Raw genomic sequence first — 17,545 nt, 5'->3', positions numbered from 1 at the left:
GCGGATTTTGGTGAATCGCACGACGATATCAATTTGAGTTGGAGCTGGATCTGAACGTAGAGTAACTGCTCTCTTACCTGGTTGGGAAGGAAAACAAGAGCGGAGCCAAGGTTCAGCTCCGCTCAACAAAGGAACTTCAGCTACTTTTCGCTGATAACGGTGACTATTGGGCTGGAGTTATCCGAACCTACATACACCTTGCCAGTAACAAAATTAGCTGCGACAAAGAGACCGGAAACCGGCAGTGTCGCAGATACGGTGTTAGTGGCCTGGTTGATTACGCTCACCGTGCCATCCTGAGTGTTGGCGACGAAAGCGAGGTTGGTCACTGGATCGACATCAATGCCGATGGGGGTGTTGCCTACCGGAATGTTGGTAATGACATTGCCCGCCGCGCCGAGAACGCCGACAGTGGAGGATTCAGTAAACACCTGGTTGGTTGTGTAAACATTTCCAGTAAAGAAGTTGACCGCGATGCCCGCGTCGGATGTGCCGACGGCAGTGGTGGCAGTAACCGTGTTGGTCGCTGCATTGATGACCGCGACGTTTCCATTAATCAACGCTGCATAAACCTGATTGGAGAAAGGGTTGACAGCAACACCAAATGGCTCACCTGCAACTGGAATCCGGGTCGTGACCTTACCCGAATGAATTACATCGATTTCGTTGTCGCTTCCGTTGGAGACATAAAGGTCGCCGGTCAATGAGTTGACGGCGAGGCCCTGGATGCCGTCTCCCGGAGTTGAGGAGACATGAATGGTCCCGAGGACCTGTTTCGTGTGGTCGGATACGGTAACTACTTCGCTCTGAATGACGCCATTCTTGTCTTCCGAGGTTCCGCCCACGAAGATCGTGCTGGTCAGCGGGTCGATAGCGACAGCATAGGCGAAGGGTGGGATCTGAATGGTTTTCGTGACCGTGTCCGTGTTGCCGTCAATCTCCTGGAGATAGTCGTAGGGCTTCGCGCCGAAGGTAGGTACGGCGACGTAGATGCGATTGTTAAACGGGTTGACAGCAATCCCTTCAGGAATGTTCTTGAGGGTAACGGTGCCCTTAACGGACTGGGCATTCGCCACAGTGCCTGCGGAGGCCGCGAGAACGGTGACAGCAGCAATTTTAAGATATGGCTTCAGCATCAGATTTGTTCTCCATTCAAGTGGTTGGCTCAGTTAGCCTAGCTACCTGCAATCCCAAGTCAGTTCTTAGCTTTGCTGCTGACGACCTGGGGGCGCCGGATACCTAACTGGCAATTGATCATCTAGCAAGCTAAGTCCCTTATGAGTTAAGTCATCTGCAAAAAAGGCTTCGGTGCTTGAGTGAGTTAGCTGGTTCGTTGTCTGCGCTGAGGTTGAGCAAGCAGTAGAGACCATCTGCCCGCAGGGAAACTTGTTCATTGAATGGTGACGCTAAGCGGGAGGGAAGCGGTGACCGTGCCGTTTCCTCCAACTGTGGTCCCATTACCGGTAATCATGACGGTGGCGCTACCAGGAGCGGCCGACAACATCTTCGAAGACCCTCCGCAAGAGGTGACCGCGAGCATGCTGGCGCCCAGCGCCAGAAAGGCAATCACGCCCCAGATACTGCTCTTACTCGCTGCTTTACGGCGGGCGAATACAAGCAGCAGGCCAGCAAAGGTCCCCGGTATGACAAAAGTCGCGGAACTAATTGAGTTATTGCGAGCAAGCGAGCCGACCACGGTGGCTCCTGAAGCCGTGATGGTGATGGTCCCCTGGGCAGAATTTTCGGTGCCGTTGATTGTCTGACTGCCTGGAAAGACATAGGTCGCGGGGCTAATGACACAAGTTACATTTGCCGGGACTTGACCGCATCCCAAGGTGACGGTGCCCTGATATAGGTTGAGCGGAGTTAGTGTGATTGTCGCCTGCCGACTGAGTCCGGTGGGGACAGTCAGAGCGGGCGGCGCTGCGGAAATGGTGAAGCTTCCCGGAGGCGTTACGGTAAGTTGACCATTGACGAAGACGAAGTAATAGTTGGCCGCCGCAAGTGTGCCTTGACTCGGCACGATGGGGTAGGTTCCAGGCGGGGAAGACTCGGTTGCTGTGGTGGTCAAAAGAGGTATTCCGCTGATGACAGATGGAATATCAGAGTCGCCATTTACGAATCCGCCAGGTTGACCTGGCAAGATCCCTGCTCCGATGGCCGGCTGAAATACAGGATTGGGCGCCCCTTGCTCCCGGGAGTAGTTTTGCGCTACGCCAATGTCTAGTGGGGCCGGGCCAACGGTGAATGTCTGTGACACTGGCGCAGCCGGACCAAAATTGCCGTTGCCACTCTGAGTCGCGGTAGCGATGACGGTTCCCACTCCACTCATGACAAGTTGCACGGTGTTGTTGCCGGAGCTCGTCACGTTTAATCCGTTGTAGTAATATCCGGGGCCGGTCACCGTGAAGGTGATAGGCAGGCCCGAGTTCGATGCCGCAGTCAAGGGCACAAAGTTCCCGTAGATCTGACTGGACGATACCGGGTTCAGACTGATGGTCTGAGGAGTAGGAGAGATGACCAGGCTTCCACTCACGGTTGGTCCAAAGACATAGCTCGAAGCCGCGCCCGGGAGAAGGGCAAGAGTCCCCACACCGACCGTAATCGGGTAGGTTCCGGCATTGGGCGTGCCTGTGGCGGTGGTGTATTGCGCGCTGCCGGTTAGCACGGAAGCCTGCGTGTCGCTCCCGACAAAACCGGTGATGACCGCGGCTGGAAAGCTGCTGGGATTGACCGTCGTTCCGTACGGAAGGGTGACGCTCGGCCCGGTGATGGTGAGAGGTGCGGGGTTGACGACGAGGTTGCGGGTTACCGGCGTTGCTGCGGCGTACTGGCCGCCGCCTTCCTGGCTGGCGGTGATGACGATCGTACCGCCGCCGATGACTGTGAGCGTCGAACCGGTGAGCTTGCCCGGCCCACTGATCAACTGGAAACTCACCGGCAGTCCTGAAGATGCGGTGGCGCTGAGGTTCAGAGTAAAGACCTGGCCATAAGTTATCGCAGGGAGCGCGGCGAAGACGATCGATTGAACGGTGTTACCGGTGACTGTCAATGTACCGGGAACAAAGCTGGCGAAGGTGTAGTTGGCGGCGGCGAGTGTGCCGAGCGAGACGGTGATCGGGTAAGTCGCAATGGGCGAATTGGTGGTGGCGGTTGTCGAGAAGGCCGGTGTGCCGGAGTAGACTCCCGTGGACGCTTGCGTTTCTCCGTTGACGAACCCCGAGATTGTGGCGGAAAACGCTGGATTCGGCTGCCCTAGTTCCTTTGAAGCATTATTGGCGGTCACGATGAGCGATGCGGGATCGACGGTCAAGGTCTTTGTGACCGAGACTGCTGCAGCATATTGGCTGTTGCCTGCTTGCGTGGCGGTGACCGACACTGTCCCCACGCCGGTAACAAGCAACTGAGTGCCATTCAGGTGTGCCGGTCCCGTAACCGTATAGGTGATGGGCAGGCTTGATGTTGCGGTTGCTGCCAGGGTGATGGGATTCACTCCGTACGTGACCGGGTTGGGGTCGAAATCGGGGAAGTCGATGGTCTGCGGCTGAATCGGCGCGACCTGCCAAACAATATCCTGACTATCGGTGATGTATAGATTGTTCTGTTGGTCAAAGGCTATAGTGAAGGGCTCAATCGGAACACTAGTAGCCGGCGACGGGATCGGAGGCGCACTAAGATTCGAGGTAGAAGAAATCTGGTTTGGATCGTCGATGCCGGCAATGGTCGAGACGTACCCGGAGGTGTCGATCTTGCGAACGGCGTAGTCGGTGGAGTCGGAGATATACAAATTGCCAAGACTGTCTAGACTGACGAAGATGGACGGGTCCGTAGTCAAGCCGCCGAACGCTGCTGCTGCAGCTAGGCCGCCGTCGCCGCACGGGGCTAGAGAGCAGTTTGTAAACTGCGGGCTCAAACCATAGCCGGTCGCTGCATAGATAAAGCCTTTGGCCGGCGCGACGGTGTTTCCACCAGCGGGATTGAGGGCCAGATTGAGCAGCGGGGGAACCGCGCCGCCCGCATAAACAATCCGGATGTAGGAGCTCCCCGAGCCGCTTACCGGCGAAATTGCGTCCGCGATGAAGAGATTTCCGGCGGCATCGACCGCAATCGACGGCTGGATGCCGAGAGTCGCTGAGCTAGTGGCAGAGGTTCCATCCCCGCAGGTTCCGGATGTCTGGCAGTATCCGAAGACCTGGCCGGCGACCGAGTAGATGAAGCCTTTCTGAGCGTTTCCAGCCGTGATACCTTCCGCGCTCAGGAGGGGGGGTGGCTGACTTCCCGAGTAAACGACTCGGATAACATCGTCAAGACTGTCGTCGATGAATATGTTCCCGTACTGATCTATTTTGATATCAGTCGGATAAAGGAGGGTGGCAGCAGCCGCCGGACCTCCGTCCCCGATGTCCGTGGATATGCTCGCAACGCCTAACTGTCCGGCAACTGTGGTGACAATCGAGGTCGTTGCATCCACCCTGCGGACGACATCGACGGCCGTGCCATCGGGAGTGGTCTCGTCGGCGTAGTACAGGTTGTCGCTGCTATCGATGGCCAGTCCGTTGATGCTTCCAAACTGCACCATGTTCAGCGGCTGATTCTCTCCGCAAGTTGGATCTCCACCTTCAAGGCAATTGGCATTCGTGAGCCCAGCTATTTGATAGATATCGCCTGCTTGCGGGGTGGCGGTGATGTTCTTGAGCGCTTGTGGAACCTTATTTCCTGCGTAGACGATGTAGATCTGGCCGCTTTGTGTGGCGAGATAGACGTTCCCTTTGCTGTCGGCGACCGCGTAGTCGGCCGGCACGGAAACCTGGGTCGGTATCGACCCATCGGAGTAAACACCGCCGGCGTTGGGGCCGCCGACGAAGTAATTGATGAGGCCCGGCGCGAAACCGGAAGGGACATCGGCAGGCACAGCCTCAGACGCCGAAGGAGCGCGCCTGGTCTTGGCGTTGGAGGTCAAAGGAAGGATGACGAGCAAGGCCAGGAGCGATAGGCAGCATGCGATCGAGCGCCGGCAGGAGCGAGAAAAGTGAGGGCGGTGGGATATCACGAAGCCTTCCGAAAATTGAATCTGGGTACAGAACATGAGTCTCGATATCTGGTGTCGCTGACATCATTCGGCGGGCTGCCCGGAGGCGGCCCGCCAAACAAAGTTGTTTCATTGTTGCGGCCAGGGTCTAGTGAGTTGAACCCTGGGTGTGTCCGGGGAGACCGGGCAGGTTCGACGCGGTGAACGGGCCTTCGATGCCGCCGCCTACGTCGCCACCCTCTTCAGATCCGCCACCGAGGGTGAGGGAGGGAAGCGTCTGGCGATTGACGGAGCAGGTGACCGTCGGACCACGGCCGCCGTCGTTGGCGGTAATGGAGACGCTGTCAGGGATGGTGGTAATCGTGGAGGGGACGAAGTGTTCGCGGTACAGGGCAAGACCCGGATCATTGCCGGCGCCCTTGGTGACACCGCAAACCGGGGTGAAGGGGACGAAGTCAGGAATGTTGTCGTTGACCAGGGCCTGCGCCTTGGCCACCAGGGCCGCCGCCTTGGCCTGGCCGGCGGAGTCGGTAATCATCCGATAGACTGACCACGCGGTGTAGGCGCCGTCGCGGAGGTTGGGGAAAGATGCGCCGTTTGCGATTGGGCAGCTGTAGCTGCCGTTGACCACGGGGCAGGTGGGAAGTACGCCGTTGTAAGCGTGGCTCTCGGAGTAAATAGGATCATGATTGTTGTAAGTGAGATAACGATCGGTCTTGCCGCCACCTACAGATTCATAGCTGAAGAAGGCATAGCCGACCGTGCTGGCGTGGCTGGCAACGTTGTTGACTTCGTCGCCAGTACCGACTGCGCGAAAACGGCTGCCGCTGCCGCAGTTCACGTCGAGAGGATTGCCGCCTGCAGCCTTCGGATTGACACCGGTTTCCTGGGAGGCGCCGCCTGGGACGAAGACGCTCCATTCCGCCGTGTTCATGGTACCGGAGAGAGCTTCACGCAGCACAGCGCTGACTGGGCCGGTTGCACCGGTGACGAGCGAGGCCGCGCACTTGCCGGATCCGCTAAAGAGTGAAGCCGCATTGGCGGTGGTGAGATTGCTGGCATTGGCGGTGGTGCTGCCGGTGGCAGTGCTGGCTACGAAAATGATCGGAGCCGCGCCGATAGGCAGGGTGATCTCGGTCGGGCCAACCTTACCGGTGAACGGATCGGCTCCGCCTGCAATCGCGAAGGACACGGGAGTTGCAAAGTCAGCAGCGGTGAAGAAGCTCTTGATCGATGTTCCGATTAGAAACTGACCGGAGTGGCCAGAGCGAGTATCCGCAACCGTACCGTAACCAAGCGTATTCAATGCGCGGTTGGTTGCGAACAGCGCGTCTTCAGGACGGATGTCGGTGTTGGCGGCGGTCAGCGCCTTATGGTTCAGCGCACTGTAAACCGTGCTGGTGAGGGCCGTATCATTGGTGCCGTCTGACCAGTAGGTGTAATTGGTGGTCGCGCTCACCGGAAGTGCGGAGAGGGCAGCAAGGTCCAGAGTAGAGCGGGGGACGGCGCTGAAGTTACGAACGCCGACGGTCGAGTCGACGCTGAGATAGGCCCAGATACCATTCGTGCTCCAGACAACCCACAGATTACCTGGCTCCTGGGGAATGCTGGAAGAGCGGCTATCGTTGAGGGCAACATAGCAGGTGCTTCCTGGGCAGGGCGCGCTCGCTTTAACGGTATAGTGGAACGCCTTGGCTCCGCCACTCTTTGCCAGCGCGTATGCGGCGACTGCAAAGGGGCCGAACTGAGCAGATGAACCCGCAGTAAGCACCTGCAGGGTCTGCGCAGACGCGCTTGGTACGAGCGCCGCACAAGCTGCGAGCACGAGCGTACCGGTCATTGCTTTCACGAAATGCATAAAATCTCCTTGGATTTTTTTTTCGTTGGAGGTTGTTCCGTTAGCGCGGAGACGGCGATCCTCTTGACTCCCGCCGGAGCGCTATCTGGATGATCGCTTATGCGACCCGACGAAGGTGATCGGTAACTGCCGACTGCGTCGGCAGATCCAATCACCAGCATGGCCACGTTAGACGGGGAAACTCCAAAAGTCGTAACAGGAGGATGAATATAGGATTAATTACAATAAGAATAAATCTCATCTCGATAAGTAATTCATTGCTAGGCAGTCCTTGAGATTTCATGCAACTATGTACGAGCACCCATGAATGCTATCGCGGACATTTAAGCGAGAGAAATACCATGTCTCGTGCCGATCACCTTGCGGGTAAATACATTGAGTCCTCTTAGCGCCATTAAAATCGAGCTGACGAGTTATAAGGTGTTGTTCTTTTATAGTTTTGCGGATTGATCGTCAAGGAATCTGGTTAGCTGTTCTTTAAATAGATGCCAATTTGGAAAATCTGTTCTACTTCCATACACTGTCACCGACTCTACATACAGGGAGCAAGCCGGGTAAGCAACACAAGCGGGTCAAGGCGCCCGGCTCGGATGCAATGAGCTCTATGGAATAGATAGCTTCGTCAACGGACTGCTATGACGTTTCGGAGATCAAGTTATTTATCAACGAGATTAAGTTAGTAATTAAGAGGCAAGTGCCCATCCCTCGATCTGTCTCAACGAAGGTTTCCGTCCGCGGTCACTGAGCTGCCGCACCGAAAGCCGAGCCTATGCAACCACTCCACAGGAAGCTTAATACTATGCCCTACCGTAGAATCACGCGCCTTTATATCGGAGCGTCCTATCTTCTCATTGCCTTACTGTCGGTCTTCGGTCATGCACAAAACGCAAGGTTCTTTGGTCAAGTCACCGACGCTCAAAGTGCTGCTATTCCGCAGGCCAAGATCGATATTACCAACGTCGATAGTGGAGCGCAGTTTCATGCGTTGAGTGATGACGCGGGCGCCTATAGCGTCCCGTTTTTGACGGCTGGCAACTACCGCATTTCGGTTCAGGCGGCAGGATTCGACACGCTGACCAAGGACGTATCGCTTGGTATGGGACAAGGTCTTGAGTTCAATCTGGCATTGAGCGTACAGGGCGCTTCAACGACCGTAAATGTGGAGGGTGGAACCGGCAGCGAAATCACTCAGCTACACCTCGAGAATAGCGAAGTGAGCGGGACGATTGTCGGTAAGGAAGTCGCTGCACTGCAGTTGAACGGAAGGAATTTCAGCCAGCTTATCGCCTTGGCACCGGGGGTCAGCAACCAGACATCCCAGGATGAAGCCAAGGTGGGCATGGCCGGTAGTGTCGCCTATAGCGTGAATGGCGGCCGCACCGAATACAACAGCTTCCAAGTCGATGGCTCTGAGACGCTGAATGTCGGCATTAACAAGAACCACAGTACGCTGATCGTTTATCCGAGCATCGATGCAATCCAGGAAATCAAAGTATTGACCTCGAACTACGGCGCACAATACCCAAGCACTGGCAACGGCACGACGATCGTCACCACGAAATCAGGTACGGATGCTTTGCACGGCAGCCTTTACGAGTTCTTCCGAAATGAGGCGCTGAACGCGAAGGGCTACTTCGACGTAGGCAACCGCGCACCGCTCTATCGCCGCAACGATTTCGGTGGGACTATCGGCGGTCCTGTCTATATCCCCCACCTTTACGACGGCAGAGGGAAGACCCACTTCTTCTTCTCCGAGGAAGCGCGGCTGGAGACCTCCCCGACTGCTTATCGACAAGGAGTTCCCTCGTTGGCGGAGCGGAACGGGGACTTCAGCGATGTGTGCCCTTCGTTGGCAAACGGGACGAACAGTACGTTCAAGCGTGCGGCATATCCGGATTGTCCGGACTTAAGTCTCGGCGGCCAGGCAGGGATCGCAACCCAGACCTTCACTAACAATTCGCTTACCTACCCAGGCCTTGCGACCCAGGAAGGCGTAACCAGCCTGAACCAGAACGCGGTGGCCATTCTTGGCACCGGAATCATCCCGTTGCCCAATGCAACGAGCGGATGCAACTCCGCTGGATCCGCCTGCTATATAGCGGATGCTTCGCTACCAACCTACTGGCGAGAGGAACTCCTCCGTCTCGACCATGTACTGAACTCAAAATGGCAAACTGGATTTCGCTATATCCACGATGAGTGGGATGAGACAACGCCGGTGCCCCAATACGCCTATACTCAGAACAGTTTTCCGACCATACAGAATAGATTTTATGCGCCTGGTTTGAGTATGGTAGCGCGGCTAAGTGGGACCTTTTCCCCCACATTCCTCAATGAGTTTAGCTTCAGTTATACCGACTCCTATATCACGCTGCACGATGTGCCCGCAGCCGGCGTCACTTTGGCGAGGCCTTCGGGATTGGATGGTCCTTGCGCGGGACCCGGTTTTCAATGTCCCCTTACTACCATCTTTAATAATGACGGAGCGGGTGTCGATGGCGTGCCGAAGATACCCGGTATCTCGATCGCCGGCAATAACGCAGAGTATGGTGGATTCGGCTTCGCCTCTGACGCAGGTTACATGCCCTGGGAGCATACCAACCCGACTTACAGCTTTAGTGACAATCTCACCAAGGTGCTGGGCCGCCATAACCTTCAGTTTGGCGCGCAATGGGTGATCTTCCAGAGAAATCAGACGAATGGCCCAATCGGCGCTGCCACGGGCGATACTCAAGGCCTGCTCACTTTCAGCGATCTTAAGGTGAACGGATCTACGGGCAATGCCTTTGCCGACTATCTTTTCAACGCAATCAACAATAACTCTCCTGCCGGAGGTTCCGGCGCGATCTCCAGCTTTCAGCAGGACAGCGCACAAACCAAATATCGTCAGCGCTATCAGATTGTCGAACCATACTTTCAAGATGACTTCAAAGTCTCCCCGCGGTTGACGTTGAATGCCGGTTTGCGGCTCAGCCTCTTCGGAACCTTCCACGAAGCAAATAATCAAGCCTATAACTGGGAGAACTCAGCATTCAACGTGGCGGCTGCCCAGACCGTCAGCGTGCAGGGCACCTACGGTAATTTGCTCAACTCTCCGAGCGGAACCCCTATCACAATTAACCCGAGCAGCCCTTCAAAAGGACTTGATCCACGCATCATCAACGGGATCGTTCAATGTGGGACCGCAGGGAGACCGTCCGGATGCATGTCTGGGCATCTCTTCAATCCGGCGCCACGCGTCGGATTCGCATGGGACCCAACCGGCGCGGGTAAACTTGCCATTCGCGGCGGCTACGGAATCTTCTTTGAACATGGAACCGCCGACGAAGCAAATACTGGATCGCTCGAAGGCGCCGCGCCGATCGTTCTCAGCATGACGCAAACCAACCCGATCGGATGGAGCACCATCGGCGGTGGCAATGCTTTCCCAATCAACGTCACCGCGATCCCCACCAAAGCAGTCTGGTCCTACGTCCAGCAGTGGAGCTTTAGCGTCGAACATGAGCTGCCTGGGAATGCCTTGGCCAGCTTCGCCTATGTTGGCAGCGTTGGCAGGCACTTGACGGCAGAGCGCGAGATCAACCAGCTTGTTCCATTAACGCAGGCCCAGAATCCATTCGGCCCCCATCAACCTTTGCAGATCAAGGGAGCAAACCCAGCGTTCGCCGGAGGTTCCGATTCAGGTGACTGCTCGTACGACACCCAAAGCAACTCCTATACCCTGCTGAACGGAACGGTCATCGGGCCTGGCGACCCGCGATACGTGAACATGAATGTCGCCTGCTACCTCTCCGGCACCGGGAGTGCGCCGAATACCTTCCGTACTTTCGCTCCCGGGCTAGGGGAGATCTATTCTCTCGAGAATATTGCCAATTCAAGCTATAACGGCTTTCAACTCAGCGCCCGGAAGATCCAGGGGCCGCTCACGTTAGGCGTTGCTTACAGCTATAGTCATTCGATCGATGATGCCTCGGATCGCTCCGATGCTACTTTCGTAAACTCGTTCGACCTGAGATCGAACCGGGCAAGTTCCAACTTCGATCAACGGCACCTGCTCCACGTCAGCTATATCTACGATCTTCCTTTGCTACACGCTTTAGATACGGTGTTGCATTTCGCCGACTCGGACCCATCAAACCAGGCGGCGGTGAACTCCGGAAGCTTCTCGGATTCGAGGGCAGCCAAGGCGGTCCTGGGAGGATGGCAGGTGAGTGGTATCACTTTGTTCGAAACTGGGATTCCGTTTACCGTCGTCAACAACGGCAGCCCTACGGGTGTCGGTACCCTCGACAATGCAGGAGTTGGAAATGGCGTCGGGGCTGGTTCCTACCCTGACCGGTCCGGCCTTTCCTCGCACCTGCGGCTCCCGGCGGAGGGAAACAATGGAAAGAGCTTTGGGCCCTTGCTGCTGAACCCGTCCGCTTTCGTCGCTCCTCAAGGACTAACGTTCGGGAATGCAGGCCGCAACGATCTGAATAACCCAAACCGCTGGAACTGGGACCTCACTTTGCTGAAGCATACGCAGCTTGGGGAGCATGTAGATGCGGAGTTCCGTACCGAAGCCTTCAACGTCTTCAACAACACTCAATTTCGTATTTACGATCCCGTCCTCGGTACGCAGGCGCAAAACACCGTCAGCTGTTATGGAGGAAGCGTCTCCTACTACAGTGCAGCCGGTGGAGATGGCAGCGATTGCCTGACCGGAAGCTCCTTCCTGCATCCGGTAGATGCGCACCGTCCGCGGACCATCCAATTTGCGCTCAAGCTCTCCTTCTAAGGTCACTTCGAGTTGAGGGAGATTTCATCGAGCGCGAACGTCCATACGATCACCATCCTTACCAGGGAAAATTGCGCAATGAGAATGTCGGTAACACGATCGAATGCACCAAGACGAACCCGGAAGTGCAACTTCGCTTTGCAACTGAGTGCTCTTATCTGCATCGTCGCTGGGGCCGGCGGCTGCGGAAGCAGCACCAAGCCAGTCACGCTGGTGCCTCCTCCCAATGTCGTTACTGGTCTGCCAACTCCCGCAGCCGCTGGTCCGGTCAACACCTATAACGGAGGTCAAAGCCCTGGCGCCTGGACGCTGAACCTGGATGACACCAAGAACGCCTTCAGTTATCAGCCAGTAACTTATCCGGCGCAACCAGTGACCGGAAGTCTGCAGGTAGGGGGAGGCTTTTCCAGTCTTGGCGCGGCGGGACTGGTGTACGAAGTTCTCGGCAGAGCAGCAGTGTTGCGTCCGGGAAGCAGCGCGACGTCGCCGATCTTTGCCGTTCCGCAAACGGGATGCTACGCAATCACCGGCAAAATGCGTTTTCAGTACATCGACTTGTATCCAGGATCGCTAGCTACCTTCCTCAGCGAGACCAATCTTGATCCACTAGGGTACGGATCGATCGTCGCAAGCACCGACCCAACCGGCAAGACCTGGCAGTTTGAGAATCTACAAGGCAGTGCCGGACCGGTTCCCAATGTGCAAGCTTCGGTTGTCTCTGGTCCAGCTTCTTTCACGGGAAGCTGCGCAGCATCTAATTCTGAAGCGTCGATTGGCCTCTCTGGCCCGTCGTTGCTCGACGCATATTGGGCGACCACCGACGGCACCGCTTTCAACGGGCCAAGTTTCGTATCCTCTCTGTCCCCGACCGCACAGTCCATCGTTTGGGTCGGTCCTTCCGGTTTCTTTGCAGCAGACCAGAGCGACCCGGTACAGGTCCCATCGTCAGGAGCTTCGGTTGCTGGAATGGCCGAACCCGCTTCGCCCTTATCCACCTCGGCCGTGGCAGCCGGCCAATATCTAGGGTTTCTCTATCAGGCGCCGATTTCCGCCTCCAGTGGCTCCGCCGCTACCACCGCGTTCACCGCGCCGGTGGGATTTGGCCAAGTAGTTCCGTCTTCAGGGAGTACCATAACTGGCGGAATTTTCCCGAACGACGATGTCACCGGGACCCCAAACTCCGACACCCAGATTACTCTCGGCACTCAGGACTCGACGGTCAATGGCTTGTATGCGTCGGTTTCGATTACCGTGCTCGATCCGGCTCAAAACTGCGCCAACTTTCCAGGTTCGCCCATCGGGTTTCCGCTTTCGGGCGTCTCTTCCAGTGTGAATGCGCTGGGTTACGTAACCTGCACTTTCCCGGGCGTCGCGATCGCTGGCAATCCAGATGGAAAGTATGCCATCTTTGTCAGCGCCTATAACTGGGCTGCAGCCTTGGGCGGTGTGCCCGAGGAGTTCTTCCTCTTTCAGCAGTAGGGCGCTGCCGCCAGCCTCTATTCCTCGCCTTTCCATACGTACGCGCCGGGTTGAGGCAGCCCGATGTGGGCGAGGACCCGGAAGACGAACTGCGCGGCCATTTCAGTCGCACTGGCTGGAAGGTTATAGAAGGACGGCATCACCGGAAAGATTACCGCTCCGGCGTCGGCGGCGTAGCTCATATTCCGGAGATGTATTTTGTTGAAGGGCGTCTCTCGAACACAAAGCAGCAGCGGACGACACTCTTTCAAGCAGACATCGGCGGCGCGTTCAATGAGATTGCGAGCCAGACCGTTGGCGATTCCACCGAGCGTTCCCATGCTGCAGGGCAACACAATCATTCCCTGAGATGGATAGCTCCCGCTGGCAATCCCGGCTCCGATATCACTTTCGCTTAGCTGGACGATCTTGGAGGACGGTTTGGAAAGCAGTTTCTCCACCAGTTGATTGCGACCGCTCAGTTGAAGCTCTTCTGCGAGCACGCGGAGTGAGCTCTCTGAGGGAATGAAGTTGATCTGGGCCACGCGCACGTCGGCATCGAGCGCCAGCAGCAGTTCGCGACCGAAGACAGCGCCGCTGGCGCCGGTCATCGCGACCGTGAGGTTCCATTTCATGTCTTCGGTCACGATTGGCTTTTGCCCAGAACACGGTCGAAGATGGCGTCCACATTTTTTAATTGGCGATCGAGGTCGAAGCTTTCCGCGAGTTTCTCTGGCGACAGCCGAGAGGTAATCGCCGCATCATGGGCGATAAGGTCGCGGAAGTTGAGTTCTTCTCGCCAGGCGCGCATGGCGTGTGCCTGAACCAGCCTGTAGGCCTCCTCTCGGGCCATGCCTGATTCGGCCAGATCGAGCAGCAATTGGCCGCTGAAAATCAAGCCTCCGGTACTTTCGAGATTCTTTTGCATGCGTGCCGGATAGACCAGGAGATTCTCGATGAGGTTGGCGGTCTTCTCCAGCAGATAATCCGTCAGGATGGTTGAATCCGGGAAGATGACGCGTTCCACCGAGGAATGAGAGATATCACGCTCGTGCCACAGCGGAATATCCTCATAGGCCGCCTGTGCATTCGCACGGACTACTCTAGCGAGGCCGCTGATTTGCTCGCTGGTGATAGGGTTCCGCTTATGCGGCATGGCCGACGAGCCTTTCTGCTTTTCCGAGAAAAACTCTTCCGCTTCGCGAACTTCGGTACGCTGCAGATGACGGATCTCTGTCGCGATCTTATCCAGGGTCGAGACAATGATCGCGAGCGTCGAGATGTAGTGGGCGTGGCGATCGCGCTGGATCACCTGAGTCGCCACTGGCGCTGCTTCAAGGCCCAGCTTGGCGCAGATACGTTCTTCGTGCGCGGGCTGTAAATGTCCGAAGGTCCCGACCGCCCCAGAAAGCTTGCCAACTCGCATGCCTTCTGCCGCAGCTTCGAAGCGAACGATATTCCGTCGGGTCTCGGCATACCAGTTGAGCAGCTTGAGGCCAAAGGTGGTGGGTTCGGCGTGAATGCCGTGGGTACGGCCGATGGTCGGGGTGTGTTTGAACTCGAGCGCGCGCTTTTCGAGGATTTCCGCCAGCCTGCTGAGCCCTCCAGTGAGGATTTCTGAAGCGGCTTTGACCTGCAGCGCTTGGGCTGTATCGACCACGTCGTTCGAGGTTAAGCCATAATGCAGCCACCGGGCTTCCGGTCCTACTTTCTCGGCCACGGCGGTGGTGAAGGCGATGACGTCATGCTTTACTTCTGCTTCGATCTCCTGGATGCGCTGCACGTCGATCGCGCCGCGTTCTCGAATGGCCTTGGCTGCCTCAACTGGCACGATGCCGTCTTCGGCGAGCGTGTCGCTCGCGGCGCATTCCACGGCAAGCCACATCCGATATTTATTTTCGTCACTCCAGACGGCGCCCATCTTCGGGCGCGTGTATCTTGCGATCAATTCACTTCTCCCATCGTTGAATCCTCATTGTAGCTTTCGCTGCATCTTAACGAGTTCAGGCATGAGGCGTAGAATCGACCTTGCGTCATAAGAGGGAAGCTAAGCACCGATGACCGATCAATTTGCTGAACCACAGATCCCCGAAACCCAATCGCGGGAAGCACAAACCCATGAATTGCCCGAGCTGGTTACACTCGGCGAGTTTCCCGAGCCGATCGAAGCGGAGATGGCGAAGCTGCGCCTGGAGTCCGCGGGCATTGACACTTTTTTGTCAGGAGAAAATGCGGCAATTCTGGCGCCGGGACTTGGGCCATTGCATTTGCAGGTCAAGCCCGAGGACGAGCAGGATGCTCGCGCAATTCTAGAGGATACCGGAGAGCCCGGCGTGGTGAGTTCGTATACGGGGCGAGACCTCGAACCAAGCGACTCCTAGACTAGGCGACTCCTGGACTAGGCGACTCCTAGGGCAAGCGCCCCTCAGACAAAGCTCCACAGCGTTCTTCGAAAAGCGCCAGAAGCGAGCGCCAGAAGCCTATCCGAGGCCGAGGCGCTCCAGCATCTCGTCATGGAGGAAGCCTCGTCCGGGACGGTACGGCTGTACCCATTCGCCATCGATGACGAACTGCGGTATGGCCCGTTTGCCAACGTTCCGGAGCACCTCTTCGGCGGCACCAGGCGTTGATTCGATATCAATCTCGGTGTAGACAACGCGATGCAGGTCGAGGAAGCGCTTGGCTTCCCGGCAATCGCGGCACCATGATGCGGAGTAGAGGGTCAACTGCATAGCAGAGAGATTCCGGCGGGCCGAGCGGGGATGTCCAGGCCCCTCGTAGAGATGGACATTCCCGCCGTCTTGGGCTTTAAGTTCTTGGGATCGATGTTCTAAGCAGTTGTTTTTGCGCAGAACTCATCGAATGCCCGAGCCACTTCACCAGCGATCGCCTGGGCGGTATTGGTTTCGATGGCTGAGCGCTGCATCAGGTAAACCAGCTTGCCGTCGCGCATAATGGCTACCGCCGGCGAGGTAGGCGGATGGCCGACGAAATACGAGCGGGCGCGCTCGGTTGCTTCCCGGTCTTGCCCGGCAAATACAGTAATTGCCTGGTCGGGGACGGTGGTGTTCTGCAGCGCCAGGCGGACGCCGGGACGCATCTTTCCGGCCGCGCAACCGCAGATTGAGTTCACCACTAAGAGGGTCGTACCGGGAGCGGACAAGGCGGCGTCCACTTCCGCCGCGGTCCTGGTCTCCTTGATTCCAACCCGAGTCAGCTCTTCGCGCATCGGTATTACCATCATTTCGGGATACATTGTTGTTTCCTCCGGATCTTTCGGCAACTGCCTTATACCTCATTGTAAGGCCTGCGTGATTTCGATGGCACTCATTGTCGGCCGGGTTGCGCTGAAGAGAGTTCCCCGGCTGATACCCTCGATCTGATGGAATTCCTGCAGAACGTCCCGTTGGCGCCTTTTACCACCCTACAGATCGGCGGCCAGGCGGCCTGGTTTGCTGAAGCGGCAAGCGAAGTCGAGGTAATGGAGGCGGTAGAATTTGCCCGCCTTCGCGCCCTCCGGCTCTTTGTGCTGGGTGGGGGCAGCAACCTGCTGGTTTCTGATGAAGGCTTTCCCGGGCTGGTCTTGAGGATCGCTCTCAAAGGGATAAAAGAGTCCTTTGAAGACGACAAGCTCATCGTGCGGGCCGGCGCCGGGGAGGATTGGGACGGATTCGTCGATCAAACCATTGCGCTGGATTGCGCGGGAATCGAGTGTCTGGCGGGCATACCAGGAACCATTGGCGGAACGCCGGTGCAGAATGTGGGGGCTTACGGGCAAGAGGTCTCGCAGACCATTCGCATGGTGCGCGCCTTGGATCTGGACACGCTGGGGCTGGTTGAATTTACCAACGCTGAGTGTGGTTTCGGCTATCGTCAAAGCATCTTCAACACGTCGGCCAGAGGCAAATACATCGTGACTCAGGTCGAATATGAAGTGACGCCAGGCGCTCCGCCGACCTTGACTTATGCAGACCTAAAACGGCGATTTCCCGATGCAGGCGAGCCCCCGTCCGTCGCCAAGGTTGCCTCGACGGTAAGGGCGATTCGACGGGAGAAAGGCATGTTGCTGGTGGAGGGAGATCCCGACACCGCAAGTGCCGGAAGCTTCTTCAAGAATCCGATCATCGAGCAATCTGAGCTTGAACGCATCCGTGCGGCGGTCCCCGCCAACACCGCCATACCCAGCTATCCGGCTGGGGACGGCAAAGTGAAGCTGGCGGCAGCGTGGCTGCTGGAGCAGACTGGCTTCACCAAAGGATACGGAAGCGGACGCGTTGGCATCTCAAGCCGCCATACCCTGGCATTGATCAACCGGGGTGGGGCGACCGCTGCTGAAGTGCTGGGTTTCAGCAATGAGATTGTTGCCAAAGTTGAAGCCAGGTTCGGGGTTCGGCTAGAGCGGGAGCCGGTCTTTCTCGAGTAA

Annotated in this window: 10 protein-coding genes and 2 pseudogenes; 4 read left to right on the top strand and 8 right to left on the bottom strand. The window is 57.0% G+C overall.

Annotated features, from left to right (window positions below):
- Window positions 1-140: 140 nt before the first annotated feature.
- From ACPOL_RS00790 to ACPOL_RS00780, 3 genes are all read right to left on the bottom strand, one after another.
- Window positions 141-1,136 carry a YncE family protein gene (locus tag ACPOL_RS00790; RefSeq protein ID WP_114205369.1) on the bottom strand — a complete coding sequence of 332 codons (996 nt, stop codon included), beginning with the start codon at window positions 1,134-1,136 and terminating at the stop codon, window positions 141-143.
- Between the two features lie 254 nt (window positions 1,137-1,390).
- Entirely contained in the window at window positions 1,391-4,912 is a 3,522-nt protein-coding gene (locus ACPOL_RS00785; protein WP_150132857.1) for an MBG domain-containing protein, read from the bottom strand.
- A gap of 265 nt (window positions 4,913-5,177) precedes the next feature.
- Entirely contained in the window at window positions 5,178-6,887 is a 1,710-nt protein-coding gene (locus ACPOL_RS00780) for a hypothetical protein (RefSeq protein ID WP_114205367.1), read from the bottom strand.
- Window positions 6,888-7,656: 769 nt separating this feature from the next.
- Between ACPOL_RS00780 and ACPOL_RS36815 the strand changes: the two are divergent.
- Window positions 7,657-11,472, top strand: a pseudogene (locus tag ACPOL_RS36815) (TonB-dependent receptor); the annotation flags it as partial.
- Between the two features lie 63 nt (window positions 11,473-11,535).
- Here the strand turns inward: ACPOL_RS36815 and ACPOL_RS36810 are convergent.
- Window positions 11,536-11,607: pseudogene (locus tag ACPOL_RS36810) on the bottom strand (hypothetical protein); the annotation flags it as partial.
- 141 nt (window positions 11,608-11,748) lie between these two features.
- On the opposite strand from ACPOL_RS36810, the gene ACPOL_RS00765 reads away from it, so the two are divergent.
- Window positions 11,749-13,143: a hypothetical protein gene (locus tag ACPOL_RS00765; protein ID WP_150132856.1), complete on the top strand. Its 1,395-nt coding sequence runs from the start codon at window positions 11,749-11,751 to the stop codon at window positions 13,141-13,143.
- Between the two features lie 17 nt (window positions 13,144-13,160).
- Here ACPOL_RS00765 and ACPOL_RS00760 read toward each other — a convergent pair whose 3' ends face one another.
- Complete coding sequence (locus tag ACPOL_RS00760) at window positions 13,161-13,757, bottom strand: UbiX family flavin prenyltransferase (RefSeq protein WP_114210532.1); 597 nt, start codon at window positions 13,755-13,757, stop codon at window positions 13,161-13,163.
- An 8-nt stretch (window positions 13,758-13,765) separates the two neighbouring features.
- The gene (purB, locus tag ACPOL_RS00755) at window positions 13,766-15,070 is read right to left on the bottom strand and encodes an adenylosuccinate lyase (protein WP_114205363.1); all 1,305 of its coding nucleotides are present in this window, start codon (window positions 15,068-15,070) and stop codon (window positions 13,766-13,768) included.
- A gap of 109 nt (window positions 15,071-15,179) precedes the next feature.
- On the opposite strand from purB, the gene ACPOL_RS00750 reads away from it, so the two are divergent.
- Window positions 15,180-15,503 carry a putative signal transducing protein gene (locus ACPOL_RS00750; protein ID WP_114205362.1) on the top strand — a complete coding sequence of 108 codons (324 nt, stop codon included), beginning with the start codon at window positions 15,180-15,182 and terminating at the stop codon, window positions 15,501-15,503.
- 99 nt (window positions 15,504-15,602) lie between these two features.
- On the opposite strand, the gene ACPOL_RS00745 is transcribed toward ACPOL_RS00750, so the two are convergent.
- Together ACPOL_RS00745 and ACPOL_RS00740 are read right to left on the bottom strand one after the other, a co-directional pair.
- Window positions 15,603-15,854 carry a glutaredoxin family protein gene (locus tag ACPOL_RS00745; protein WP_114205361.1) on the bottom strand — a complete coding sequence of 84 codons (252 nt, stop codon included), beginning with the start codon at window positions 15,852-15,854 and terminating at the stop codon, window positions 15,603-15,605.
- 98 nt (window positions 15,855-15,952) lie between these two features.
- Entirely contained in the window at window positions 15,953-16,378 is a 426-nt protein-coding gene (locus tag ACPOL_RS00740; RefSeq protein ID WP_114205360.1) for a BrxA/BrxB family bacilliredoxin, read from the bottom strand.
- A gap of 51 nt (window positions 16,379-16,429) precedes the next feature.
- On the opposite strand from ACPOL_RS00740, the gene ACPOL_RS00735 reads away from it, so the two are divergent.
- Complete coding sequence (locus ACPOL_RS00735) at window positions 16,430-17,545, top strand: UDP-N-acetylmuramate dehydrogenase (protein ID WP_414633404.1); 1,116 nt, start codon at window positions 16,430-16,432, stop codon at window positions 17,543-17,545.

Source organism: Acidisarcina polymorpha, from assembly GCF_003330725.1.
Classification (GTDB): Bacteria; Acidobacteriota; Terriglobia; order Terriglobales; family Acidobacteriaceae; genus Acidisarcina; species Acidisarcina polymorpha.
Note: the sequence above shows the minus strand (reverse complement) of the source record. Positions and strands in the feature narration are given on the sequence as shown.

Coding starts and splice junctions, on each gene's coding strand:
- ACPOL_RS00745 (WP_114205361.1), bottom strand. CDS start 15,854: ATGCAGTTGACCCTCTACTCCGCATCATGGTGCCGCGATTGCCGGGAA.
- ACPOL_RS00780 (WP_114205367.1), bottom strand. CDS start 6,887: ATGCATTTCGTGAAAGCAATGACCGGTACGCTCGTGCTCGCAGCTTGT.
- ACPOL_RS00740 (WP_114205360.1), bottom strand. CDS start 16,378: ATGTATCCCGAAATGATGGTAATACCGATGCGCGAAGAGCTGACTCGG.
- ACPOL_RS00790 (WP_114205369.1), bottom strand. CDS start 1,136: ATGCTGAAGCCATATCTTAAAATTGCTGCTGTCACCGTTCTCGCGGCC.
- ACPOL_RS00750 (WP_114205362.1), top strand. CDS start 15,180: ATGACCGATCAATTTGCTGAACCACAGATCCCCGAAACCCAATCGCGG.
- ACPOL_RS00765 (WP_150132856.1), top strand. CDS start 11,749: ATGTCGGTAACACGATCGAATGCACCAAGACGAACCCGGAAGTGCAAC.
- ACPOL_RS00760 (WP_114210532.1), bottom strand. CDS start 13,757: ATGAAATGGAACCTCACGGTCGCGATGACCGGCGCCAGCGGCGCTGTC.